A 24,084-nucleotide genomic window follows, 5' to 3' on the forward strand; every position below is an offset into this window, starting at 1 on the left:
AAATACTTACAGAATGATCAAAAAAAATGAAATTGAATATATAAAAAATGAATTAGAAAAAATAAAAAAATTTTTTACTGTTCAAAAATATGATGTTGTAATTGAAAAAACTAAAAAATTACTAAAAAAAGATAAATATCAATTAGTCTTTTATAACTATATCGGACTTTCCTATAAACAATTAAATAAACTGGATGAAGCAACAAAAATTTTTAAACAAGCATTAAAAATTTTTCCACAAAGTGAAAGTTTACTAGGAAATATTGGATCTGTTTTAAGATTATCTGATAAGCTATACGAGGCTGAAGAGTATTTTGAAAGATCTCTAAAAATAAATCCAAATAATGTAAGCACATTAGTAAATTATGGAAACCTTAAGCGTGATCAAAATAAAATTGAAGAAGCGATAGAAATTTATGAAAAAGCAAGAAGTTTAGATAAAAATATAGAAATATTACTAATCAATTTAGCTTCAACATACCAAGTAATTGGAAAATTTGATAAGTCAGAGGAAATTTTGAAAGATCTTAGTGAGAGATTTCCTAATAACACCTTATCAGACAAACTTTTCAGTAATTTTCATAAATATGAAACTAATGATGACCACCAGGATAAGATGTTAGAAAAAATAAAAAACCCTAACATTAATAATGAAAACTTAATGACTTTAAGTTTTGCTCTAGCAAAATCCTATGCAGATCAAAAGAATTATAAGAAATCTGCAGAATATTTTACTTTAGGAAATGAAACAAAATATAAGATGTTTTTGAATTATAATTTCAATAAAATAGAAAGAGAAAGATTTGAAACGATCAAAAATTTGTTTGTCGACATTGATCTTGAAAAATTCAATGAAAACAATGATGCCAACTTGATATTTGTTGTAGGATTGCCTCGATCTGGAACAACACTAACACATCAAATAATTTCATCCCACTCTAAGGTTTATGGGGCCGGTGAATTGCCTATTTTGAATAATTTTTTTTCACCAAAAATTTTTGATGATAACTTTTTAACTTTTTTTAAAAATCCAAAAATTAGATCTGGCTACATTAAAGAAATTTCTTATGAAGTATTAAAATACTTTAAAGAGTACAATGAAAATTTAATTATATTGGATAAATCACCTTTAAATTTTGAATGGATAGGCTTTATTAAATTGCTATTTCCTTCTGCTAAAATTGTACATTGTACAAGAAATTTAAAAGACACAGCCTTATCAATCTACAAAAATGTTTTCGATGGTTCATCTTTGCCGTGGAGTTACAATCAAAGTGAATTGGTTAAATTTATTAATTTATACCAAGACTTAATGAGATTTTGGGACCATAAGCTTCCAAATCAAATTTATAATTGCAATTATGAAAATTTAGTAAGTAATCCAAATGATGAGATACCAAATTTGATTAAGTTTTTAAATCTAAATTGGGAAGAAAATTGTTTAGATCATACTAAAAATGATACTGTTATAAAAACTGTCAGTATATCACAAGCTAGAAAACCAATTTATAAAAACTCGATAAACCTAAATAATGAGTTTACTAAATATCTAGACTTTTTGAAAAAATTATAAAAAAAAAGGCCCCAGAAAATGGGGCCCTTTTATTAATTTAAATTCTAATCTTTAAATTAGAATGCAAATGATACTGCAATTTCTGTGTGCTCAGACACGTTTGCAGCTGTGTTTGCAATGTTTTTACCTTCGTTTTGGTGGGCTTTAATTGTAATTCCACCCATTGAGTAACCGATTGAGTAACCTGAAAGTTCTTGATCAGTTGTAGAACCTTCTTTTTCAGTTTCAGACTCTCCGTAAGAAATTGATAGGTTTTCGTTTACTGCGAAAGCAATACCGTATGCAGCTGTTTCAAGATCATTAGTTGCACCTGCAGGCTCAACATCTGAAACTTGGTAACCAGCAGTTACTGGACCATAAGCGTACGTTACAGCGTAAGTTTGCATATCATCATCTTGAGTACCATTGCTGTTACCTTTAGAACCTGTACCAGCGTAGATGTTTAAACCATCCATTGGTGCTACTTGTACTGCAATTGAAGTAGCAGAGTTTACTCCACCAGTACCAGATGTAGAACCATCGTCTACAGAACCTGTAGTTCCTTTAGTTCCATAACCAGCATTGATAGTTACCATATCCATTGAGTAGTTGAAATTGAAACCATTCATACCACCATCAACTCTACCCACTGGGGCTTCGTTAGTAGTAGTTTGACCAGCGTCAATACCATTCCATACTTCTTCATCAGCTGTTGGCATTACGTCATCAATTTTACCAATACCAAGATCACCTGAATCTTGTTGGTAAGTTAATGATCCCATGTCTCCCATGTCGTAAGTCAATGTTGAAGTTGACTTATCACCACCCGCTGTTGAAAGCGCGTGCATTAATGATACTGTGTGACCATTATCTAGTTCACCTGATCCACTTAATGAGATAGCTTGTTGCATACCAATTCTGCTACCATCGTCTTGTGTATCTTCGTTACCAGTGTTTGCTGTGTATGTCATTTTAGCACCACCAGTTACTGTTAACTCACCAGCACTAGCAGAAAACGCTACTAATGAACCAGCAAGAGCTGAAAGACCAATTTTTTTTAAGTCTGTCATGTTTTCTCCTTTGTTTGTTTATTTAGTATTATTATTAATAATAACGGTGCAATAATTACCAAAATGCCACTAAAATGGTTAATTATTTAAGGAAAATTTATCTTTTTTTTCTAAGTGTGATAAAAATATCACATATTGTTTGCTATTAGTTTTTATTTGTATGTTCTAACAAATAAATTAAATAGATATTACCGAAATGACAAAGTTTTTTAAATCTTCAATCATATTTTTTTTGATAATATTGTTTTTTAATAGCTGTGGTATTTACAGGCCTGTTGATACTAGGAAGGTGCCTATTAATGCCAATGAAAGAACAAAAAAAAATATTCAACAAGGTAAAGGTTTCACTTTGTTTGACTCACAAAAAAATAAAGGCTCGGGAAATTTTGAATTTGCATCCTCCAATCCTATGTGGCGAGCCTCAATTAAACTTTTAGATTTTACTCCATTTAGTAATGTTGACTATGCAGGTGGAATAATAATTACAGATTGGTTTAATAATGATGATGCTAATTCAAATGAGTCAATCAAAATTACAGTTAAATTTCTATCTAATGAAGTAAGAGCCGATGGAATAAACGTACTTATTTACAAAAAAATTTGCAACACTAATAGTAACAATTGTACTGTTTCAAAAATCGATTCTGATTTATCTAATGAGATTAAATTAGCTATCTTGAAAGAAGCAGCCATAATAAAAGAATTTGAAGACAGTCAAATAGTTAGACCTGATTTCCAAATGCCAGGTGAAGGCACTGACAATAACCAATTATAATAAATTAGTTAAACCATATCTATAAAATGGAAAGATATAATTTTAAATTCGTCGAAGAAAAATGGCAAAACTATTGGGACAAAAATAAAACATTTAAGACTTCAGAAGATACAAATAAAAAAAAATTTTATTGTTTAGAAATGTTTCCCTATCCATCTGGAAAAATTCATATGGGTCATGTTAGAAATTATACTATAGGTGATATTCTTGCGCGTTTCAAAATTTTACAAGGATACAATGTTTTACATCCTATGGGATGGGACTCTTTTGGTATGCCTGCTGAAAATGCAGCCAGACAAAATAAACTAGATCCTAAAAGTTGGACTGAAAAAAATATTTCTGTAATGAAATCTCAACTAAAAAAGTTAGGACTTTCTATAGATTGGGATAGAGAGATTTCAACTTGCTCATCTGATTATTATCGTCATCAACAAGAATTTTTTTTAGAACTTTATGACAAAGGTCTTGTTTATAAAAAAGAAAATTATGTTAATTGGGATCCCGTTGATCAAACAGTTTTAGCTAATGAACAAGTAATAGATGGTAAGGGATGGAGATCTGGCGCTGTAGTTGAAAGAAAAAAATTAAATCAATGGTTTTTTAGAATTACAGAATTTTCAGAAGAATTGTTGGCTAATCTTGAAAAATTAAATGAATGGCCCAACAAAGTCAAAATAATGCAAAAAAATTGGATTGGTAAATCATTTGGATCGGAAGTTAGTTTTCCAATTACTAATTCAGAAAAAATTAAAGAAATTAAATGTTATACAACTCGACCAGATACATTATTTGGTCTTTCATTTTTAGCTTTGTCTGTTGATCATCCTATTTCGAAATTTTATGAAAATGATGAAAAATTTAACGAATTTAAAAAGAAATGTTCACAAAGTGGAACAACTGAAGAGTCTATAGCCAATGCAGAAAAAATTGGTTTTAAAACACAATTATTAGCAACAAACCCGTTAGATAAAAATCAACAAGTGCCTGTATATTTTGCTAATTTTGTACTTATGGATTATGGGTTGGGTGCTGTGTTTGGTTGTCCTGCGCATGACCAAAGAGATTTAGATTTTGCTTTGAAATATAAATTAAATGTAAAAACGGTAGTAACACCTGATATAAATAATAAAGATTTCGCAATATCAAATGAAGCCTACACGGGACCAGGCTACATATTTAATTCAGAATTTTTAGATGGATTAAAATGTCCTGAAGATTCAATTATAAAAACAATAGAATATTTAGAAAAAAATAAGTTGGGCACAAGAAAAGTTAATTACAGATTAAAAGACTGGGGTATTTCTCGTCAACGTTACTGGGGTTGTCCCATACCAATTTTGTACGATGAAAATGGAAAAGAAACCAAAGTTCCTCTAAATCAATTACCTGTTGAGCTACCTGAAGTAAAAGAATTGTCAGAGGCAGGAAACCCTCTTGATGACATTCAGGAATGGAAACATATCGAAATTGATGGAAAAAAATATACAAGAGAAACAGATACCCTTGATACCTTTGTTGATTCATCCTGGTACTTTCTAAGATTTTGTTCGCCTAAAAATGAAAGTTATGGTTTTCAATATGATGAAATGAAATATTGGATGCCTGTCGATCAGTATATTGGTGGTGTTGAACATGCTATTCTACACCTATTATACTCACGTTTTTTCATGCAAGCTCTTTCTCATAAGAATGACAAAGTTGATATTACAGAACCATTCAAAGGATTATTTACTCAAGGAATGGTGTGTCATGAAACATATAAAGATCAAAATAATAATTGGTTATATCCTAATGAAATTACATCAATAAATAACGAAAAATTTTTAAAATCAGATCCTAAACAAAAAGTGATTGTTGGTCCCTCAGAATCAATGTCTAAATCCAAGAAAAATACTGTAGACCCTGAAACAATTATTCAAAATTTTGGCGCAGATGCTACGAGGTTATTCATAATTTCTGATAGCCCACCTGAAAAAGATGTACAGTGGTCGGAACAAGGAATAGAAGCATCTTATAAATTTATTCAAAAGCTTTGGACATTACATCATAAATTTATGAATGAAATGAGATCCAACCATCAAAAAAATGATGATGATGAAATAGATAAAATCACAAACAAATTCTTAAATAAGATTACAACCAACCTAGAAAATTTTAATTATAATGTAATTGTTGCAAATATACATGAATTATATAATAACTTGAGTACTCTACTTAAAAAAAATTATACAAAAAAAACACTTAAAGAAAATTACACTATATTATTAATTAGTATTTCACCTATAGTTCCTCATTTATCAAATGAATGTTTAGAGCAATTAGGAATTAAAGAAAATATTATTTGGCCAAACATAAACAGAGACTATCTGGTGAATGAAAAAATTAATTTTGTAATTCAAATAAACGGAAAAAAGAGAGAAATCTTACAAGTCGATAGAGATTTAGATGAAGATAGAATTATGGATCAAATAAATTCATCAAAAAATCTTAAAAAACATTTAAAAGACACCGTAATTAGAAAGAAAATTTTTGTACCTAATAGATTAATAAATATCATAATATAGATAAATGAAAAAAATTAATTTCTTTCTAACTCTTCTAATTTTGATTCAAGGTTGTGGATTTACTCCTGTATACATTTCAAGTGATAGTGTAAATTTTAATATTGAGAACGTCACATATGAAGGAGATCAAGAAATAAATAACTATATAAAAATTGGACTAAAAAAATATAATGCAAAAAATTCGGATAAAGCAAACTTTAAGATTTCTGCTAAAACTAACTACACAAAAATAGCTCAATCAAAAGATACGAAAGGTAACACTCAAACATTTAAAGTACAAAGCACTGTAGCTTTTTTAGTGATTAATAATAATCAATCTTTTGAATTAATTTATTCAGAACAATCTGAAATGAATAATTCAGATGATACCTTTGAATTAAAATCGCTTGAAAATACAATAAAACAAAACTTTGCTTCTAGTATGGTTGATAAATTAATATTAGATTTATCTAGTAGGTAATGATTTTTAAGTTTTATGAACTTAATAAAATTGATTTAAAAAGTATTAGAACTTTTCTTATTCATGGAAAAAATGATGGTGCTAAAAATTCAATCATAAATCATATTAAAAAAATTGATAATGAGTGCGAAAAAATTAAATACACAGAAAAAGAAATATTAAACCAGAATGATGAATTCTATAATACTGTTCTCAATAAATCATTTTTTGAAGAGAAAAAAATAATAATTGTTGATCAGGTTACAAGTAAAATAAAAAAGATCTTAGAAGATATCTTTGACAAAATTTCAGATGATATTTACTTGGTCATTTTATCAGATCCTTTAGACAAAAAATCTGCTTTAAGGTTAGATTTTGAAAAAAGTAAAAACCATGCATGCATTGCTGTTTATCCTGAAAATGAACAAACTATGATATCTTACGCTTCTAATTTTTTTTCTAAAAATAAAATATCAATCTCAAATGCTAATATTAACATGATCGTCAGTAAATGCTCGAATGATATTGAAAATCTCAAAAATGAACTAAATAAAATTGAAATATATCTAAAAGATAAAAAAAATATTACCTCAGAAGAGATATTAAAATTAACTAACCTTATTGAAAATCATAGTTTTTATGAATTAGTCAATAATTGTTTGGCATTAAATAACAAAAAGACTGTGAATATTTTAAATGAAAATAATTATAGCAGTGAAGATACTATAACTATTATTCGAATTTTTTTAAGCAAAGCAAAACAACTAAATATTTTAGCTAAAGAATTTGAAAATTCAAAAAATATAGACTCAACCATAGCTAAGGCAAGACCTCCAATTTTTTGGAAAGATAAAGAAACAACTAAACTTCAGATTAAATATTGGACACAAAATAAAATCAAAAAACTATTAGATAAAATTAATGAAACAGAATTATTAATAAAAAAAAACTCACAAAACTCACTGCAAATTCTATTTGATCTTATTTTAAATATAAAAATTAATAATTAGATTTAATTACTTTGATAATTCTATTAAGCTGTTCAAGATTTTTATATTCAATCTTTATTGAACCCTTATTATCCTTTTTATTGTTAATGAGCACTTTTAAACCTATTTTTTCAATAATTTCATTTTCTAAAAACTGAACATTTACATCTCTTGTCTTAATGGCTCCCTTCTTTTTTTTAAAAATTTTTACAAAGCTTTCGGCTTGCCTCACAGACAAATTTTTCTCATTGATTTTTGCTGCTATAAAGCTTGCATTATCAAGTCCAACTAAAATTTTAGCATGTCCTGCAGATATTTTTCTGCTTTCTAATAAATTTAGAACATCATGTGGCAAAGATAAAAGTCTTAAAGAATTAGTAATATAACTTCTACTTTTTCCAATAATTTTTGAGACTTTTTCATGATCATAAGAAAACTCATCAATCAATCTTTGATAACCTTGTGCTTCTTCTAATGGGTTAAGATCGTCTCTTTGGACATTTTCTACTATCGCAAATTCTAATGACTTAAGATCATCAACATCTGTTATAACAACCGGTACTTCATTTAATTCAGCAATTTTAGCGGCTTGCCACCTTCTTTCCCCTGCTATTATTTCATATTTATCTGGAAAATTTTTAGATTTTCTTACAATTATTGGCTGCAATATTCCTCTCTCTTTTATAGAGTTTGATAAATCGTTCAGCTTTTCTTCATCAAAATATTTTCGGGGTTGGAACTTGCTTGTCACTAACGAATTAACAGAAATTTTATTTGTACTGGAAGTATCTTTCTTGCTTTCTCCTATTAAAGAAGACAATCCCCTACCCAACCCTTTTTTTATTTTATTCATTAAGCAACATTTTCCATATTGTTTTCTTGATCAAGAAATTCATCTGTAAAATTGTAATATGATTTGCTTCCAGGACATGTTTTGTCATATATCAAAACTGGCACGCCGTGTGATGGTGCTTCTGAAAGTCTAACATTTCTAGGTATCACAGTTTTATAAACTTTGTCTTGAAAATACTTTCTTGCTTCACTTTCGACCTCTGATGATAATTTATTACGCTTATCATACATAGTTAACAAGATACCCCTTATTTCTAAAGATTGATTTAAATTCGATTTAATTCTCTCGATAGTTTTAATTAACTGAGTAATTCCCTCTAATGCAAAAAACTCTGTTTGCAAAGGAACCAACAGAGAATGAGAGGCAACAAGCGCCATTACCGTCAAAAGACTTAAAGAAGGTGGGCAATCAATCAATATGTAGTCATATTTACCCTCATTATTGCTCATAAAATAAGCTAATTTTTCCTTTAAAATAAAGGCTCTTCTTTGATCGTCTGCGGTCTCTATTTCAATACCTGAAAGGTCAACTGTGGAAGTAACTAAATCTAAATTAGTAAAATTTGTTTTTTTAATAACATTCACAAATTCTTTTCTGCTATTAAGAACACCATATATTGAATTTTCTGTATCTTCTAAATTAGACAAACCAAGACCAGTTGTAGCATTTCCTTGAGGATCCAAGTCTATAACTAGCACTTTTTTATTTAGTTGTGAAAGTCCCGCAGCTAAATTAACTGCTGTGGTTGTTTTGCCTACTCCACCTTTTTGATTAATGATTGAAATTATTTTCATATTCTTTGTGCGTTATTAATATTTAAAATAAATGAGTCATTACTAGTAATGCTGTCTTTTGTTTCATAATCAATTTTCCATTTTTTTAATGTCTCTTTCAAAATTTCTTTTCCTGATTTACCCATAAAGAGAATTATATTTTTATAATTTTTATAATTTTTTTCGACGACATCTAAAATTATTGGTAAAGGTTTAAATGCTCTAGAAGTTATAACAATCTCACTCTGGTCTTTTTCCTCAAAAATATTTTTTTGGATAACTTCTGTATTTAAATTTAATTCTTTCGAGACCTTTTCCAGAAATTTACATTTTTTAAAACTCTTTTCGTACATTTCTATTTTGGTTTTTTTTGACTGAATTTTCATAATGATTGCTAATACTACTGATGGAAAACCTGATCCTGAGCCAAAATCAATTATTTTTTTTGTATTTAAATCAATAAAATCAATTATTTGCATAGAATCAATTATATGTCTTTTTCTTATATATTCTTTATTTTCATTTTCTCTGCTAATCAAATTAACAACTTTATTCTCCTTTATCACAAGATCAATAAATTTTTCTAGATAAACACAAGTTTCACGTGAAACATTGTTTAAACCTAAATCTATGTAAGATTTTTGAATATTATTATCCATTAAGCAATGTGCTTAATAGACTTTCTTTTAACGTGAGACAACAAAATATAAGCTGCAGCAGGTGTTACACCATCAATTCTTAGAGCTTGTCCAAGTGTTTTTGGTTTAATATTCTTGAATTTAGATTTTACTTCATTTGATAAGCCAGATAATAAATCATAATCAATATTATCAGGTATAGACAGATTCTCATCTCTTTTGAAAGCCAAAATATCAGCATTTTGCTTCTTCAAATAACCTTTATAATGAGAGTTTATTTCTAACTGTTCATCAATTTCATTACTAAAAAAAGGGACTTCAGGCCATATTTCTCTTATTTTATCAATATTAACTGTTTTTCTTGATAAAATCTCTTCAGCAGATCTTAATATTCCATCTTTAGCAATTTTAATGCCATAATTTTCTGCTTTTGAGGGGGTTATTTTTAAAGATCCCATTAAATTGTATGATTTTTGTAAATTTTTCATTTTCTCATTAAAAATATTTTTTCTATCTGCTTGAATAAGACCAATATCAATTCCTAATTGGGTGAGACGTATATCTGCATTATCTGCTCTTAATGTTAATCTATACTCTGCTCTAGATGTGAACATTCTATAAGGTTCCGCAACTCCTTTTGTAACTAAGTCATCTATCATAACTCCAATATAAGCTTGGGATCGATCAAGTATGAAAGGCTCAGCTCCTTTTACAGATAGCGCGGCATTTATTCCTGCAATTAATCCTTGGGCAGCCGCCTCCTCGTACCCTGTGGTGCCATTAATTTGACCTGCAAGGTATAGATTTTTAATTTTCTTAGTCTCTAAAGTTAAAAACAGTTCTCTTGGGTCAACATAGTCGTACTCTATAGCGTAACCAGGTCTTATTATTTTAACATTTTCTAAACCACTGATATTATTGCATATTTCATGCTGTACATCCAAAGGAAGAGAAGTTGATATACCGTTTGGGTAAATTGTAAAGTCACTCAATCCTTCTGGTTCTAAATATATTTGGTGTCTTGTTTTATCTTCAAATTTTACAATTTTGTCTTCCACGGAAGGACAGTATCTTGGACCAACGCCTTGTATTGAACCAGAGTACATAGCGCTTTTATCTAAATTTTTTTTTATAATTGTATGAACTTTCTCGTTCGTATAAGTCATGTGACAGCTAACCTGAGTGTTAATATTTTTTTTGGTTAAGAACGAAAAAAAATAAGGTTCATTATCTGCAAATTGTTCTTCTAAATTTTTAAAGTTAATTGTACGAGAATCAAGTCGGGGAGGAGTTCCTGTTTTCAATCTACCTAATTTAAATTTATATTTTTTTAATTGATCGCTCAAACCAGTTGTCGGTTTTTCATCAAATCTTCCAGCAGGAATTTTTTCATCACCAATATGAATTAAACCATTAAGAAATGTTCCAGTTGTAAGAATTATTTTTGAACTTTTAACAATCAAACCAGATTTAGTATGAAAACAATTTATACTATTTTTATTGAATAAAAATTCAATTACAGGATCTGAAAAAATCGTTAAATTACAGTAATTTACAAGTTTTTCTTGCATATATTTTTTATATAAAGATCTATCTGATTGCGTACGAGGGCCTCTAACAGCAGGACCTCTGCTACTATTTAATAATCTAAATTGAATACCTGATTTATCTGCGACATCACCCATTACTCCATCTAAAGCATCAATTTCTCTAACCAAATGGCCTTTGCCAAGACCTCCAATTGCTGGGTTACAAGACATCTCTCCTATAGTTTTAAATTGATGTGTAAATAAAGCTGTACTAACTCCTAATCTCGCGGCTGCGGCTGCGGCTTCACAACCAGCGTGTCCACCACCTATTACAACAACATCGAATGATAAATCTTTTTTCATTAACCTAAATTTATAGGTCAATTAAATATTTACAATAGGTGAAAAAACTAAGTCCAGTATGAATAATTATTATTTTCCGATACAGAAGTCGCTAAATATTTTACCGAGAACTTCTTCAACATCAACATCTCCAACAACCTTACCAAGATATCTTGATGCAATCCTGATGTCTTCTGCTGCCTTATCAAATTCGCTAATTGAATTATTTTCTAAAAAAACATTTAAGTGGTAATTGCATTTTTCTAAATTTAATCTATGTCTTTCTCTTGATATTAGAATGTTATCGTTGATTAAAAATTTATCTTTTAATCTTTCTTTAATTTCATTGATAAGATTATCTAAGTTAAGCTCTTCCTTGAGAGATACTAAGATATATTTTTTTAATTTTGCATTATCGAGATTAATTGCTCCATCAATCAAATCAGATTTATTTAGAACTAGAATTGAATTTTTATCACTAATATCGTCTAAAAAGGTCGAAAAATATGGATTTTTTGCATCTAATAAAATTATTTTTAAATCTGCATTTTTTGCTGATTTAAGTGCTAATTCTACACCCCTTCTTTCTATTTCATCTGATGTTTTTCTTAAACCAGCCGTATCTGTAATTATTACTGGGTATCCATCTAAGTTTAAATTTACCTCAATTAAGTCTCTGGTCGTACCTTCAGTATTTGAAACTATAGCAACTTCCCTTTTAGATAAATAATTAAGCAAAGTAGATTTACCGGCGTTAGTAGGGCCTAAAATTGAAATCTTGAATCCATCTCGAATTTTTTCTCCTGTCTTGCTATCATTTAAAATTTCATTTATCAAATTTATAATATCTTTGGTCTCTATTTTAATATTCTTTAAAATATCTTCAGGAAGGTCCTCGTCTGGGAAATCTATTTTTGCTTCAATGTTGGATAAGATTTTTAGTAATCTGTCACGTAAATTTGTATATTTTTTTGTTGCATCTCCACTTAATATTTTTAATGCTTGTTTTCTCTGGATTTCAGTTTCTGATGAAATCAAATCAGACAAAGCTTCGACACTCAGCAAATTAAGTTTTCCATTTTCATATGCTAATTTTGTAAATTCACCCGGCTCTGCTAATCTGCAATTATTGAATTTAGATAAAGTCAAAAGCAATGCAGATATAACCGCTTTACTTCCATGAACATGTAGTTCTGCCATGTCTTCTCCCGTAAAACTACTTGGTGCAGGAAACCAAATGAACAATCCTCTGTCAATTAAATCGTTAGTTATGTGATCTTTTATTTTACAAAGCGTTGCTATTCTTGGTTTTAAAATGCAGTTTACAATTATTTTATTTAATAATTCCTTAGTACCATTCCCTGATATCCTAATTATCGCAATCCCAGCTTTGGTGGTTCCAGTAGATAAAGCGTAAATAATCATTGTTAACAAAATTAAATAATTAAAGATAATTAGAAGAATTATAATTGTCTAATCAAATCATCTATTTTACTAAAAAAATCATTTCTAAAGGAACTATCATCATATAATGGTGAAGATCTGGCTTTTGAAAATATATTATTCTTATATTTATTTAAATTTTGCTCATTAGCTAGACTCACACTTTTAGATACATAATCGTTAGTATCTTTAGCTATAAAGTTTTCGAATCCTAAATTTTTATTAATTGATTCACCACATCTAGATGTAAAATTTTTACCTTTCATTGTTATCAAAGGTAATCCACACATAATTGCCTCAAAACTTGTTGTTACACCATTATAGGGAAAAGTATCTAAAGCTATATCTGCTTCTTCATACATTTTTACATGATTCTTTGAATTTGTATACTTCATAAACACAATAGATTTTTCTACGCCATTTTTTTTGAATTTTTCCAACAAATCATCATTAAATTGGAACATTGAAGATTTTAAAATTAATTTGGAATTTTTTACTTTTTTTAAAATTTCTGACCACGTATCTACTACTTCTTCAGTTATTTTTAAGAAATTATTAAATGAGCAAAAAGTAATATAATTATTCTTTTTGAAGGGATAATTTCGAGTATTTATAATTTGACCATTATCCAACGTAAAACAATTCCAAATTTTATTTAAATATATAATTTTTTCTGAATAAAACTTTTCCTCGTTTTTATAAACTAAATTTTTATCTGCAATAATATAGTCCATCTCATTCAAGCCAGTTGTATTTGTATAGCCTAACCAATTAATCTGAATTTTTGAAATCCTATTTTTAAAATAAATAATCTTATTACCTGCAGTAAAACCCATCAAATCAAACACAATATCAATGTTTTTTTTTCTTATAAAATTTACTCCATCCAAATCATCCAAGTTATTGATTTCTATCCATTCATCAGCTAATAATTTAAATTCTCTTGTTGTTTCATCATAATCTTCTGTTTTTAAATTTGAAATTATAATTAATTCATATTTTTTTCTTTGCTTTCCAATAAATAGGGTTTTTAAAAATTTAGTAACTGAATGTTGTGCCCTGATGTCAGCGCTCAAAAATGCAATTTTTACCTTTTTATTTATTCTAGAGTCTAACGGAAAAAGTTTATCTGATTGAAAAGGTTCTATTAAATTATTAATCATTTTTGAATATTCAAAAATTTGGTTTTGATTCCAGGAATTAATAAAGAGATTATAATAAATCATTTTTTGCAAATTACTAATATTAAAACCAATGTTTTTTTCACATAGACTTAGTATATCAACTATTTTTTTTGGATTATTTAAAAGGGCAAATGTAAGAATGATTTCTTCTACTAATTTTTCGTTATATCCAAAATTATTTAACACATCATCATAATATTTTGATGGTCTAAGCGGTTTCTTGTTAGAATTTGATAAACTTGCAAAATTAATAAAACAATCAAAAGCGTGCCTGCTTTTTTTTTCTTTATTATAACCATCTTCAAAAATTTGCAAAACTTTCTCATTATCAAAATTTAAAAGAAGCTTTGAAGCACCTAATATATTTAAAAACTGAGAGTTTAAATTTTCATAAGAGGAATTATTTTCAATTAAGTCTATAGCATCTTTATAATTTTTATCTAAAAAGGTCTTCGCTATTTTAAAATGAAGCTCTTTATCAATCATTAATTCAAATTAGTGTTCTTTATCAATAATTTAAATAAGTTTTTATATTTTAATTTACCTAGGCAGGTTTATTCATGGAATTGAAGAATTCAGCGTTATTCTTAGTATCTTTCAATTTTGAGCTGATAAATTCAATTGCATCCATTGTACCCATTGGAGCAATAATTCTCCTTAAAACATTCATTTTTTGGAGATCATCTTTTTCGAATAATAATTCTTCTCTTCTAGTTCCAGATTTCGTTATATCAATTGCTGGATAAATTCTTTTATCTGCAATTTTTCTATCTAAGACCGTTTCGCTATTACCAGTCCCTTTAAATTCTTCAAATATTACCTCATCCATCCTGCTTCCAGTATCAATTAGAGCTGTAGAAATAATTGTTAAAGATCCACCTTCTTCTATATTTCTAGCTGCACCAAAAAATCTTTTTGGTCTTTGAAGCGCATTAGCATCTACACCACCGGTTAAAACTTTACCTGAACTTGGAATAACAGCGTTATAGGCTCTTCCTAATCTTGTGATTGAATCTAATAGTATAACAACATCTTTCTTGTGTTCTGTTAATCTTTTTGCTTTTTCAATAACCATTTCAGCTACAGCCACGTGTCTTTGTGCTGGTTCATCAAAAGTTGAGCTAATCACCTCTCCTTTAACTGTCCTTTGCATATCAGTAACTTCTTCTGGTCTTTCATCAATTAATAAAACTATCAGATAACATTCTGGATAATTTTTGGCTATTGAGTTTGCAATGCTTTGTAAGATCATAGTTTTACCGGCTTTAGGAGGTGAAATTATAATAGATCTTTGGCCTTTTCCGATTGGGCTTACTAAGTCAATTAATCTTGGAGTTAAATCTTGTTTTTTATCTGGTTTAGTTGCCTCAATTTCCATCACTAACTGTTTGTCAGGATATAACGGTGTTAAGTTATCAAAAGCTATTTTATGTCTAGATTTTTCAGGTTCCTCAAAATTAATCTTGCTTACTTGTAAGAGTGCAAAATATCTTTCTCCTTCTTTTGGGGCTCTAACAGGACCTTCAACAGTGTCTCCTGTTCTTAAACCAAATTTTCTAATTTGACTTGGACTGACGTAAATATCATCTGGACCAGGCAAATAATTGGACTCCATTGCTCTTAAAAAGCCAAATCCATCCTGTAATAACTGTAAAACTCCCGCGCCTGTTATTTCCTCTTTTTCAGCGACTTTTTTAAGGATGGCAAAAAGTATTTCTTGTTTTCTTAATGTACTAGCATTTTCAATGCCAAGCTCTTCTGCTTGAGTAATTAATTGTTCAGATGATTTAAGTTTTAGTTCTTGAATATTCATATGTTGTGGAGGGGTTTATTAAGATAACATTAATATATGTTTTTGTTTCTAAATATCAAGCCTAGATTGGCTTAAATATTACTATAAAAATAATTAATATTAGCAGTATTGTCGGAATTTCATTAATATATCTATAAAATTTAGAAGATTTTTGATTTTGATCTAAACTAAACTTGTTTAATAAACTTCCAAGATAAAAGTGATAAATTGTGAGCAAAATTACAAAAACAAATTTAAGTTGAAGCCACAAGTTGCCTAAATTTTCAAAACCAATTAAAGAGATTAAGATTAAACCAAACAACCAACTTAAAAACATAGCTGGCATCATGATATAATAAAATAATTTTCTCTCCATTGTCTTAAATACCGAAACAACAACTTCATTACTGTTTTCTGAGTGATAAACAAAAATTCTAGGTAAATACAATAAGCCTGCCATCCAGGATACAACTGCGATTAAATGCAAACTTTTAAATAATAAATAACTATTCATTTTTTAAACACGGACATTTAGTAAAATTATTTGGACATTGAGTCTTTGGAGGAAATAAATTTTCATTAAATTTATTTTTTTCTTTATTAATTATTAAATTGGATAAGGCATTGATAAAATGGGTATTAACACCCAATGCTGGAATTCTTACATATTCTACACATCCATTTTTGTCCGCTAACTCCTTATACTCTATATCTAATTCAACAAGAGTTTCTGAATGTTCTGACACAAAAGCTATAGGAACAAGAATTATCTTTTTTCCCAATTTTGAATTTTCGATTATTACATCTTCGGTTGATGGCCCAATCCACTTTAATGGACCAACTCTACTTTGATAGCTCAAAATCCAATCTAAATTTTCATAATTAATTTTATCAACAATTTTTTCTACTGATTGTTCTACTTGCCATTGGTAGGGATCACCTCTTTTGATATTTTTTTCTGGGAGGCCGTGTGCAGAAAATATTAATTTATAACCATCAAAATCTTTAATTTTATTTTTAATTTCATCAATGTGTGCGTCTATGAACTCTGGTTCTGTTGGATAACAACAAATTGTGGAAGTTTTGACTTTATAGTCATTTTTCGAGCACACATCATTCCACTCTTTAATTGAAGAACCTGATGTTGCTGCGGAAAATTGGGGGTACAAAGGCAAAAGTATAACTTCTTCTGGGTTAAAGTTTTTTACATCATCAATCACTTGTTCAGCACGCGGGTGCCAACAGCGCATCACTATAAAACATTTATAAATATTTTGATCATCAGTTTCATTTAACGTTTTTTCTAATTTGTTTGATTGATCTTGTGTTAGCTTTAAAATTGGAGATGATCCACCAAGTTCCTCATATATTTTTTTAGCAATAGGGGCTCTACGATTTGAAATTAATTTTGCTAAAGGAAATCTTAAAAATTTTGGTAAATTTAAAATTGCAGGGTCATAAAATAAATTAAACAAAAAAGGTTCTACGTTTTTAAGACTGTCAGGTCCTCCCAAATTGAATAAGATTATTGCTTTTTTCATTTATAATCTTTCACAAATTTAACTAAATAATCCATCATCTCTGGATTTGTTTCTGGTAATATCCCATGACCTAAATTAAAAATATAAGGATGATCTTTGAATATATCTAAATATTTTTTTGCCTGGTTTTTAATGTTTTCTTTGTCAGACAACAAAACTTTGGGATCCATACCTCCTTGCACTGGAATATTAATGTCTTTTATAATATTTAATGGATCAACTTCGTAATCGATACAAACTCCATCTGGTTTAACTATTTCACAATAATTTTTATAATTTTTAATACCTCGAGGAAAACATATAACAGGCACGTTTAAAGTTTTAGTATATTCCACTAAATTTAAAGTCGGAATGTAAACAAAATTTGGTAAATCTTTTTCTTCTAATAAACCTGCCCAACTATCAAAAATTTGAATAACTTCAGCTCCGTTTTCGACTTGATTTTTTATATGTAATTTTAGAAATCTTTCTAAAGCTATTAAAATTCTATTTATTAAGAATTCATCACTAAAAAAATCTTCTTTTAATTTTAGTTTCGGTGATTGTTTGTTAATCATATAAACTAATAAAGTCCATGGCGCACCAACAAAACCTATCGTACTTTTTGAATTTGTTAATTCATGATTACTAACTAAATTTATAGCCTTATAAACTGGGTAAACTTTTTCTACAAAATCAACCTCATCTAATTTTGATATTTCATTTAAATCCAGATCTCCTAATAATGGGCCAAAATTTTTCTTAAATTCTACTTTCTGATTTAAACCATAAGGTAACATTAGAATATCTGAAAAAATTATAGCAGCATCTAAATCAAATCTTTTTAAAGGTTGTAGTGTAATTTCAGATGATAATTTTTCATTTAGACATAGTTTTATAAAATCAGGATTTTTTTTTCTTATCTCTCTAAATTCAGGAAGATATCTCCCAGCTTGTCTCATTATCCAAATAGGATTTATTGAAGTATCTCTATTTTTTAAAACTTTATGTAATGGAGTCATATAATAATTATATAATAATAGATTGTATTAGTATTAAGTAATGTGAATAACGTTAATTATTTATTATCAACATTTTATACATGAGTTATTTAATAATTATTTAATATTTTACGAGCTTTTTTGAAATTAATTAAATTTTTGTATATCTTTCATACAGTATTTTATAAATGTTAATAAAATGCTCATTTTACAACAGATTATGATTAAAAATAAATTTGTTTAATTTAATTAAAATATTACAAAGTTATTAACAAGATATACATGAGTAATACTTATCAAATTTTCCTAATTTCTGATTCAACTGGGGAGACATTAGATAGAATTTTTTTGTCATTAAAAGCACAATTTCAAAATATTGAATATAAAGTTAATTCTTATTCTTTTACTAGAACGGAAAATCAAGTTTTAAAAATTCTTGATTTAGCTATGAAAGAAAAAAACTCAATAATATTGTACACAATTGTTGATAACAATTTGGCTAAATTTCTTGCAAATAAAAGCGATGAAATGAGAATTCCGTGTTTTGGAGTTTTGGGTAGTTTAATATTAAGTTTTTCAAAATTATTTAATCAAAAAGCTTCACATGAACCAAGCGGTCAGCATGTACTTAATGAAGAATATTATAATAGAATAGAAGCTATTCAATTCACCATGAATCATGATGATGGAAACTTAATAACCGATATTGATAAATCAGATATAATTTTACTAGGTGTTAGTAGAACTAGTAAAACACCAACATCTATTTATTTAGCAAACAAAGGACTTAAAACAGCAAATATACCACTTGTAAATCAATTGTCTGTACCAGAATTTTTGAAAAAAAGCCCAGATAAATTTTGTGTTATAGGTTTGACCACTGAGGCTGAGAGGTTAGTTGATATTAGAAAAAACAGAATGAATTCGCTTAAAGAAATAAAAAACCAAGATTATACAAATTTAGAAAAAATTAAAATGGAAATTTCTGATGCAAAAGAAATGTTTAAAAAATATAAATGGCCTACAATTGATGTTACTCGAAAATCAGTTGAAGAAACAGCGGCTTCAGTTATTAAAATTCACGAAATTTATCTAAGCAAAAAAAATGGATAAAAAAATTATATTAGCATCTAAAAGCAAAGTAAGAAAAGATATACTTAATAATAATGGTATTTTATGCCAAGTAGAACCATCTAATGTTGATGAAGACATTATAAAAGAGAGTCTAGAGAAACAAAAGGCGTCACCAGAAATTGTGTCAAAAAATTTAGCAGAATTAAAAGCAAATAAAGTTAGCCAAAGATTTTTAAATGAATATGTATTAGGAGCTGATAGTGTAATTGATTTAAAAGGCAAAGTGATTTCAAAACCAACTAATAGAGAAGAAGCTTTTAAAATTCTTAAAAGTCTTAATGGTGAAGTTCATTATTTAATAAGCTCTGTTTGTATTTCTAAAGGAGGATCAATGGTCTGGAATTATACAGATAAAGCCTCATTAACCATGAAAGACATGTCTGACGATGAATTGAAAGATTATTTATCTAAGATCAGTGATGAAGCTTTATATGCATATAATGTATATCAAATAGAAGGTTTAGGTAGAAGTTTATTTTCTAAAATTGAGGGGAATGAAAACACAATTATGGGACTGCCCGTGGAAAAAATTAAAGAATATTTAAATTTAAACAATGAGTAAAAAGTTTTTAATTTTAGGAAATCCAGTTGAACATTCATTGTCACCAAAAATACATAATTTTTGGTTTAAAAAATATAACATTGATGCCATTTATGAAAAAAAAGAAGCGAAAGAAATAGAATTACCAGATATTGTTAAAGAAATTAAAGAAGGAAAAATAGATGGCGCAAATGTAACCGTTCCATTTAAACAAAAGATAATTCCACATTTAGATGATTTAAGTGAACGATCTAAAAACACTAAATCAGTAAACACAATTTACAAAAATGGAAATAAAATAATTGGTGACAATACTGATATTTATGGTTTTGCACAGTCTTTGAAAAATAATTCATTAAACTTATTAGATAAAATAGCATTAATTATAGGAGCGGGTGGTGTAGCCCCGTCGATAATTACGGCCTTAGAAAATATAGGTGTAAAAAAAATATTTATTAAAAATAGAACTTATAAAAAAATTGAAAATTTAAAAAAAGAGTTTCCAAGAATAGAATTATTAGAATGGGATATGCATATAAATTTTGATATTGTAATTAACGCGACCAGTCTTGGCTTAAAAGAAGAAGACAAAATTAATTTAAATTTTGATGATATAAATGGTCAAAAAATTTTTTATGATACGATTTATAATCCACCAATGACAAATTTTCTAAAAAAAGCCAAAGAGAAAGAGCACATAATTATTAATGGAAAGTTAATGTTATTTCTACAAGCACAAAAAGCATTTGAAATATGGACTAAAATATTACCAGAATTAAACGAGGAATTTCTAGAACATTTAAAAAATGATTAAAGTAGCTTTAGTAGGAAGTGTAGGTGCAGGCAAAAGTTATATTTCGAGTTTGTTTGGATATCCAATTTTTAATGCCGATATTGAAGTATCAAAAATTTATCAAAAGGACAGAAGCTGTTATTTAAAATTAAAAAAAACTTTTCCCAGAGAAGAGTTTTCTTTTCCTATCAAAAAAGAAGAGCTTACAAAATGTATACTTTCAAATGACAATAATCTTAAGAAAATTTCAAAAATTGTTCATCCGATTGTTAGAAGAAAATTAAATTTTTTTTTAAAAAGTAATCACAAAAAAAAGTGCGTAATACTTGATATTCCACTTTATTTAGAAAATAAACTTAACGTAAAGGGTGATATTATAGTTTTTATTAAGTCAAAAAAAACAGAGATTGAAAAAAGACTTAAAAAAAGAAGAAGCTTTAATAGTAAATTACTAAAGTTATTTAGAAATTACCAACTTCCTTCAAATGAAAAAAAAAAGAGATCTAAATTTATAATAAATAATAATTTTACAAAAAGAAATGTGATTAAAGAAATAAGTAGAGTAAAATCAGAAATCGGAATATGAAAAAAGAAGTAGTATTGGATACAGAGACAACAGGCCTAAGTGTTAAAGAAGGTCATAGAATTGTAGAAATAGGATGTATTGAAATTGAAAATTTAATACCAACAAAAAAAAATTTTCATTGTTATCTAAATCCAGAGAGAAAAGTTTCAGAACAAGCATTTGAAGTTCATGGCTATTCAGACGATTTTCTATCTAAACAAAAAAAGTTCGCAGAAGTTGCTGATGAATTTTTAGAGTTCATAGACGGCAAAAGGTTAGTAATTCATAATGCAGAATTTGATTTAGGACACTTGAACAATGAATTGTTAATTTTAGGCAAAAAAAAAATTAATAATGAAATTGTAGACACTTTAGTTTTGGCTCGTGATAAATTTCCAGGTTCATCAATTAATTTAGACTCGCTTTGTAAAAGATACCGAATAGATAATTCTAGGAGAACAAAGCATACAGCTTTAATTGATTGTGATCTATTAGCCAAGGTTTACATTAACTTACTTGATCAAAAAGAACCCACTTTAGATTTTCAAAGTGAAAAAAAAATTACAGAAAATAATAATGAAAAAATTCAATATTATAAGAAAGTTATAAAACCATCAGATAAAGAAATTTCTTTACATCAGGCTTATTTGAAAAATAATTTAAAAAAAAATTATTTTAATTAAATCGTTCGTTGTAAAGTTTTTCAAAATCTACTTTTTTTTCTAATTTGATTTCAGGATATCCTGAGTTGTGCAATAAATCTAGAAAACATTTTTCTATTTGAGGAAAAATTTTATTTTGAACATCACATAAAATTATTTTTTCTAATTCTTTTTTTTCATCAACAGTGTCTTCAGCCCTTATGATAGTTGCATATACAATTTCAAAAAAAGATTTCTTTTCACTTATTTCTTTGTCTTCGAACTTCAATGTAGTGTTAATTTCTATCATTCTATTCTTTAAAGCCTTTGATGTAATATCGATATTTAGCAAATACTTTGAGATATTGTCTTTTACATAAATATAAGTTTCTACATCTGGCGTTTCGCTAGACAAGTCTTTCACATACTGGCTTAATATTTTATATTTTTCTGTCATTGTCGTCTTCTATATCCTCAAATTCTCCATCTATATAATTTTTTTTTTCATAATTTTTTTTATTATATTTTTTACTAATTTTTCCAAATAATAATCTTCTAGTGGGTGGAAATATTAATAAAAATCCAAGAAAATCTGTTGCAAAACCAGGTATGATTAGGAGTAATGCGCCAATAGCTATTGCTGCTCCAGAAATAAGCTCATATGCTGGAGTTTGGTTTCTAACCATATTTGATACCCCGGATTTGATAACGCTTAAACCTTCGTGTTTTGCGTAATAAACACCTACCAAGGCAGTTATAAATATTAATAAAATTGTTTTGAAAGCTCCAATTTGTGAGCCAATTTTAATAAATAAATAAATTTCTATAATTGGAATTGAAATAATTGAAAATAGGAGAGCGTTCATTTGACTTTAATGTAATTTGTTAGTTGAAATAATCAACATAGTAATTACTATTAGGTTATGAATTATAGCTTTGAATATATCGATATTCTTTTATTGGCCATGATTGCAGGTTTTATCTTTTTAAGATTAAGAGGAATTCTTGGAAGAAGAACAGGTTACGATGGAGAGCCGGCAGCACAATTTGAAAAAATTTTAAAAGATGTTCAACCAGAGAAACAGGCCCCGCAAAGAGAAAATTTTGATGATGTAGCTCAAAAGGAATTTTTAAATGGTGCTAAAATAGCATATGAGACTATTATTACTGATTTTAGTGATAACGACAATAAAATTACAACAAGCAAACCTTTGTTGAGTAAAGAGATTTATAATCAGTTTGATGAGGCACTAAGAGAAAGAGACAAAAGAGGGCATAGAGCGGACATAACTTTTATTGGGGTAAATTCTGCTACTATTAAAGAACACAAAAAAGAGGACAACTTCTTAAAAGTCACTGTAGACTTTGTTAGTGAGGTAATTACTTGCATAAAAGATAAAGAGAACAAAATTATTTCAGGAGACCCTGAGAAAATAAAAAAAATTTATGATACTTGGGTTTTCTCTAGAGACACAAAATCTAATAACCCTAATTGGCAATTAATCGAAACACTAACTTAATTGAGTAAAATTTCAGATAAAGATAAAAAAGATTGGCAAGATTTTTTATCTAAAAATGAAAAGTTACCAAATAAAGACATCATAAAGACAAATTCTTTAGTTTTTAGAAGCACCGAAATAGATTTGCATGGATTCACTCTTGATGATGCAAATAAAGAAATAGAAAAACTTATTTATGAATGTTTTAATAATGGCTTTAATAAAATAAGAGTAGTCACTGGAAAAGGTCTCCACTCTAATAATGAACAAGATCCGTATGTTTCTAAAGATCTAAGTATTCTGAGATACTCTGTACCCGAATTTATTAAGAATAATATTGAACTTATGAAATTGATTAATGAATTTAAAGAAGCACCAGTGGAGGACGGCGGCGAAGGTGCATTTTATATTCTGTTAAAAAAGAAAAAAATAATATAATTTTATATA

25 protein-coding genes are annotated in these 24,084 nt (G+C 27.9%); 12 read left to right on the forward strand and 13 right to left on the reverse strand.

Annotation, left to right across the window (positions count from 1 at the left end; translation table 11 throughout):
- Positions 1–13 precede the first annotated feature (13 nt).
- Positions 14–1,573 (forward strand): tetratricopeptide repeat-containing sulfotransferase family protein, encoded by a 1,560-nt coding sequence (locus ACTT9P_RS01065; RefSeq protein ID WP_440908841.1) that lies wholly within the window; start codon positions 14–16, stop codon positions 1,571–1,573.
- A gap of 56 nt (positions 1,574–1,629) precedes the next feature.
- On the opposite strand, the gene ACTT9P_RS01070 is transcribed toward ACTT9P_RS01065, so the two are convergent.
- Positions 1,630–2,622: a porin gene (locus tag ACTT9P_RS01070; RefSeq protein WP_440908842.1), complete on the reverse strand. Its 993-nt coding sequence runs from the start codon at positions 2,620–2,622 to the stop codon at positions 1,630–1,632.
- A gap of 196 nt (positions 2,623–2,818) precedes the next feature.
- Here ACTT9P_RS01070 and ACTT9P_RS01075 point away from each other — a divergent pair, with 196 nt between their 5' ends.
- Genes ACTT9P_RS01075 through holA form a run of 4 tightly spaced genes read left to right on the forward strand, consistent with a single transcriptional unit; the run spans position 2,819 to position 7,410 of the window.
- Positions 2,819–3,397: a DUF3576 domain-containing protein gene (locus tag ACTT9P_RS01075; RefSeq protein ID WP_440908843.1), complete on the forward strand. Its 579-nt coding sequence runs from the start codon at positions 2,819–2,821 to the stop codon at positions 3,395–3,397.
- 26 nt (positions 3,398–3,423) lie between these two features.
- A complete protein-coding gene (gene leuS, locus ACTT9P_RS01080) occupies positions 3,424–5,961 on the forward strand; it encodes a leucine--tRNA ligase (protein WP_440908844.1) in 2,538 nt (845 codons plus the stop codon).
- A 4-nt stretch (positions 5,962–5,965) separates the two neighbouring features.
- Positions 5,966–6,421, forward strand: a complete 456-nt coding sequence (locus ACTT9P_RS01085) for a hypothetical protein (protein ID WP_440908845.1) — start codon at positions 5,966–5,968, stop codon at positions 6,419–6,421.
- Positions 6,421–7,410: a DNA polymerase III subunit delta gene (gene holA / locus ACTT9P_RS01090; RefSeq protein ID WP_440908846.1), complete on the forward strand. Its 990-nt coding sequence runs from the start codon at positions 6,421–6,423 to the stop codon at positions 7,408–7,410. The genes ACTT9P_RS01085 and holA overlap by 1 nt, the downstream gene beginning before the upstream one ends.
- On the opposite strand, the gene ACTT9P_RS01095 is transcribed toward holA, so the two are convergent.
- The 10 genes from ACTT9P_RS01095 to hemE all read right to left on the reverse strand — a co-directional run bounded on the left by ACTT9P_RS01095 (position 7,400) and on the right by hemE (position 18,485).
- Positions 7,400–8,242, reverse strand: a complete 843-nt coding sequence (locus tag ACTT9P_RS01095) for a ParB/RepB/Spo0J family partition protein (RefSeq protein WP_440908847.1) — start codon at positions 8,240–8,242, stop codon at positions 7,400–7,402. The two genes, holA and ACTT9P_RS01095, sit on opposite strands and share 11 nt — an antisense overlap.
- Positions 8,242–9,036 carry a ParA family protein gene (locus ACTT9P_RS01100; protein WP_440908848.1) on the reverse strand — a complete coding sequence of 265 codons (795 nt, stop codon included), beginning with the start codon at positions 9,034–9,036 and terminating at the stop codon, positions 8,242–8,244. The genes ACTT9P_RS01095 and ACTT9P_RS01100 overlap by 1 nt, the downstream gene beginning before the upstream one ends.
- Positions 9,033–9,674: a 16S rRNA (guanine(527)-N(7))-methyltransferase RsmG gene (rsmG, locus tag ACTT9P_RS01105; protein WP_440908849.1), complete on the reverse strand. Its 642-nt coding sequence runs from the start codon at positions 9,672–9,674 to the stop codon at positions 9,033–9,035. The genes ACTT9P_RS01100 and rsmG overlap by 4 nt, the downstream gene beginning before the upstream one ends.
- Complete coding sequence (gene mnmG, locus ACTT9P_RS01110) at positions 9,674–11,545, reverse strand: tRNA uridine-5-carboxymethylaminomethyl(34) synthesis enzyme MnmG (RefSeq protein WP_440908850.1); 1,872 nt, start codon at positions 11,543–11,545, stop codon at positions 9,674–9,676. Before mnmG ends, rsmG begins: the two co-directional genes overlap by 1 nt.
- Positions 11,546–11,614: 69 nt before the next feature.
- On the reverse strand, positions 11,615–12,949 hold the full coding sequence (gene mnmE / locus ACTT9P_RS01115; protein WP_440908851.1) for a tRNA uridine-5-carboxymethylaminomethyl(34) synthesis GTPase MnmE: 1,335 nt from the start codon (positions 12,947–12,949) through the stop codon (positions 11,615–11,617).
- Between the two features lie 38 nt (positions 12,950–12,987).
- Positions 12,988–14,637, reverse strand: coding sequence for an O-linked N-acetylglucosamine transferase, SPINDLY family protein (locus tag ACTT9P_RS01120; protein ID WP_440908852.1), 1,650 nt, complete (start codon positions 14,635–14,637; stop codon positions 12,988–12,990).
- Between the two features lie 58 nt (positions 14,638–14,695).
- Complete coding sequence (gene rho, locus ACTT9P_RS01125) at positions 14,696–15,964, reverse strand: transcription termination factor Rho (RefSeq protein WP_440908853.1); 1,269 nt, start codon at positions 15,962–15,964, stop codon at positions 14,696–14,698.
- A 61-nt stretch (positions 15,965–16,025) separates the two neighbouring features.
- The gene (gene hemJ, locus ACTT9P_RS01130) at positions 16,026–16,457 is read right to left on the reverse strand and encodes a protoporphyrinogen oxidase HemJ (RefSeq protein WP_440908854.1); all 432 of its coding nucleotides are present in this window, start codon (positions 16,455–16,457) and stop codon (positions 16,026–16,028) included.
- Positions 16,450–17,484, reverse strand: a complete 1,035-nt coding sequence (hemH, locus tag ACTT9P_RS01135; RefSeq protein WP_440908855.1) for a ferrochelatase — start codon at positions 17,482–17,484, stop codon at positions 16,450–16,452. Before hemH ends, hemJ begins: the two co-directional genes overlap by 8 nt.
- Entirely contained in the window at positions 17,481–18,485 is a 1,005-nt protein-coding gene (gene hemE / locus ACTT9P_RS01140; protein WP_440908856.1) for a uroporphyrinogen decarboxylase, read from the reverse strand. Before hemE ends, hemH begins: the two co-directional genes overlap by 4 nt.
- Positions 18,486–18,746: 261 nt before the next feature.
- Here hemE and ACTT9P_RS01145 point away from each other — a divergent pair, with 261 nt between their 5' ends.
- The 5 genes from ACTT9P_RS01145 to dnaQ are packed head-to-tail and all read left to right on the forward strand — an operon-like array spanning position 18,747 to position 22,180.
- The gene (locus ACTT9P_RS01145; protein WP_440908857.1) at positions 18,747–19,577 is read left to right on the forward strand and encodes a pyruvate, water dikinase regulatory protein; all 831 of its coding nucleotides are present in this window, start codon (positions 18,747–18,749) and stop codon (positions 19,575–19,577) included.
- Entirely contained in the window at positions 19,570–20,160 is a 591-nt protein-coding gene (locus tag ACTT9P_RS01150; RefSeq protein ID WP_440908858.1) for a Maf family protein, read from the forward strand. The genes ACTT9P_RS01145 and ACTT9P_RS01150 overlap by 8 nt, the downstream gene beginning before the upstream one ends.
- Positions 20,153–20,953 carry a shikimate dehydrogenase gene (aroE, locus tag ACTT9P_RS01155; RefSeq protein WP_440908859.1) on the forward strand — a complete coding sequence of 267 codons (801 nt, stop codon included), beginning with the start codon at positions 20,153–20,155 and terminating at the stop codon, positions 20,951–20,953. Before ACTT9P_RS01150 ends, aroE begins: the two co-directional genes overlap by 8 nt.
- Positions 20,946–21,518, forward strand: a complete 573-nt coding sequence (gene coaE / locus ACTT9P_RS01160) for a dephospho-CoA kinase (RefSeq protein ID WP_440908860.1) — start codon at positions 20,946–20,948, stop codon at positions 21,516–21,518. The genes aroE and coaE overlap by 8 nt, the downstream gene beginning before the upstream one ends.
- On the forward strand, positions 21,515–22,180 hold the full coding sequence (gene dnaQ / locus ACTT9P_RS01165; RefSeq protein ID WP_440908861.1) for a DNA polymerase III subunit epsilon: 666 nt from the start codon (positions 21,515–21,517) through the stop codon (positions 22,178–22,180). The genes coaE and dnaQ overlap by 4 nt, the downstream gene beginning before the upstream one ends.
- Here the strand turns inward: dnaQ and ACTT9P_RS01170 are convergent.
- Positions 22,173–22,595 (reverse strand): protein-export chaperone SecB, encoded by a 423-nt coding sequence (locus ACTT9P_RS01170; RefSeq protein WP_440908862.1) that lies wholly within the window; start codon positions 22,593–22,595, stop codon positions 22,173–22,175. The genes dnaQ and ACTT9P_RS01170 overlap by 8 nt on opposite strands.
- The gene (locus ACTT9P_RS01175; RefSeq protein ID WP_440908863.1) at positions 22,579–23,004 is read right to left on the reverse strand and encodes an FxsA family protein; all 426 of its coding nucleotides are present in this window, start codon (positions 23,002–23,004) and stop codon (positions 22,579–22,581) included. The genes ACTT9P_RS01170 and ACTT9P_RS01175 overlap by 17 nt, the downstream gene beginning before the upstream one ends.
- Before the next feature lie 57 nt (positions 23,005–23,061).
- Between ACTT9P_RS01175 and ACTT9P_RS01180 the strand changes: the two genes are divergently transcribed.
- Both ACTT9P_RS01180 and ACTT9P_RS01185 read left to right on the forward strand, forming a co-directional pair.
- Positions 23,062–23,658 (forward strand): Tim44/TimA family putative adaptor protein, encoded by a 597-nt coding sequence (locus tag ACTT9P_RS01180; protein ID WP_440908864.1) that lies wholly within the window; start codon positions 23,062–23,064, stop codon positions 23,656–23,658.
- Positions 23,659–24,075, forward strand: coding sequence for a Smr/MutS family protein (locus ACTT9P_RS01185; RefSeq protein ID WP_440908865.1), 417 nt, complete (start codon positions 23,659–23,661; stop codon positions 24,073–24,075). It begins immediately after the preceding gene.
- Positions 24,076–24,084: the final 9 nt, after the last annotated feature.

This window comes from Candidatus Pelagibacter sp. (assembly GCF_052048095.1).
In the GTDB taxonomy this organism is placed as follows: Bacteria; Pseudomonadota; Alphaproteobacteria; order Pelagibacterales; family Pelagibacteraceae; genus Pelagibacter.

Excerpts from the sequence above, each read along its gene's own strand:
- ACTT9P_RS01100 (WP_440908848.1), bottom strand. The coding sequence starts at position 9,036 with ATGAAAATAATTTCAATCATTAATCAAAAAGGTGGAGTAGGCAAAACA.
- ACTT9P_RS01075 (WP_440908843.1), top strand. The coding sequence starts at position 2,819 with ATGACAAAGTTTTTTAAATCTTCAATCATATTTTTTTTGATAATATTG.
- ACTT9P_RS01085 (WP_440908845.1), top strand. The coding sequence starts at position 5,966 with ATGAAAAAAATTAATTTCTTTCTAACTCTTCTAATTTTGATTCAAGGT.
- hemE (WP_440908856.1), bottom strand. The coding sequence starts at position 18,485 with ATGACTCCATTACATAAAGTTTTAAAAAATAGAGATACTTCAATAAAT.
- rsmG (WP_440908849.1), bottom strand. The coding sequence starts at position 9,674 with ATGGATAATAATATTCAAAAATCTTACATAGATTTAGGTTTAAACAAT.
- ACTT9P_RS01180 (WP_440908864.1), top strand. The coding sequence starts at position 23,062 with ATGAATTATAGCTTTGAATATATCGATATTCTTTTATTGGCCATGATT.
- ACTT9P_RS01170 (WP_440908862.1), bottom strand. The coding sequence starts at position 22,595 with ATGACAGAAAAATATAAAATATTAAGCCAGTATGTGAAAGACTTGTCT.
- hemH (WP_440908855.1), bottom strand. The coding sequence starts at position 17,484 with ATGAAAAAAGCAATAATCTTATTCAATTTGGGAGGACCTGACAGTCTT.
- ACTT9P_RS01095 (WP_440908847.1), bottom strand. The coding sequence starts at position 8,242 with ATGAATAAAATAAAAAAAGGGTTGGGTAGGGGATTGTCTTCTTTAATA.
- mnmG (WP_440908850.1), bottom strand. The coding sequence starts at position 11,545 with ATGAAAAAAGATTTATCATTCGATGTTGTTGTAATAGGTGGTGGACAC.
- leuS (WP_440908844.1), top strand. The coding sequence starts at position 3,424 with ATGGAAAGATATAATTTTAAATTCGTCGAAGAAAAATGGCAAAACTAT.
- ACTT9P_RS01145 (WP_440908857.1), top strand. The coding sequence starts at position 18,747 with ATGAGTAATACTTATCAAATTTTCCTAATTTCTGATTCAACTGGGGAG.
- dnaQ (WP_440908861.1), top strand. The coding sequence starts at position 21,515 with ATGAAAAAAGAAGTAGTATTGGATACAGAGACAACAGGCCTAAGTGTT.
- holA (WP_440908846.1), top strand. The coding sequence starts at position 6,421 with ATGATTTTTAAGTTTTATGAACTTAATAAAATTGATTTAAAAAGTATT.
- rho (WP_440908853.1), bottom strand. The coding sequence starts at position 15,964 with ATGAATATTCAAGAACTAAAACTTAAATCATCTGAACAATTAATTACT.
- aroE (WP_440908859.1), top strand. The coding sequence starts at position 20,153 with ATGAGTAAAAAGTTTTTAATTTTAGGAAATCCAGTTGAACATTCATTG.
- ACTT9P_RS01120 (WP_440908852.1), bottom strand. The coding sequence starts at position 14,637 with ATGATTGATAAAGAGCTTCATTTTAAAATAGCGAAGACCTTTTTAGAT.
- ACTT9P_RS01150 (WP_440908858.1), top strand. The coding sequence starts at position 19,570 with ATGGATAAAAAAATTATATTAGCATCTAAAAGCAAAGTAAGAAAAGAT.
- ACTT9P_RS01065 (WP_440908841.1), top strand. The coding sequence starts at position 14 with ATGATCAAAAAAAATGAAATTGAATATATAAAAAATGAATTAGAAAAA.
- mnmE (WP_440908851.1), bottom strand. The coding sequence starts at position 12,949 with ATGATTATTTACGCTTTATCTACTGGAACCACCAAAGCTGGGATTGCG.
- ACTT9P_RS01175 (WP_440908863.1), bottom strand. The coding sequence starts at position 23,004 with ATGAACGCTCTCCTATTTTCAATTATTTCAATTCCAATTATAGAAATT.
- hemJ (WP_440908854.1), bottom strand. The coding sequence starts at position 16,457 with ATGAATAGTTATTTATTATTTAAAAGTTTGCATTTAATCGCAGTTGTA.
- coaE (WP_440908860.1), top strand. The coding sequence starts at position 20,946 with ATGATTAAAGTAGCTTTAGTAGGAAGTGTAGGTGCAGGCAAAAGTTAT.
- ACTT9P_RS01070 (WP_440908842.1), bottom strand. The coding sequence starts at position 2,622 with ATGACAGACTTAAAAAAAATTGGTCTTTCAGCTCTTGCTGGTTCATTA.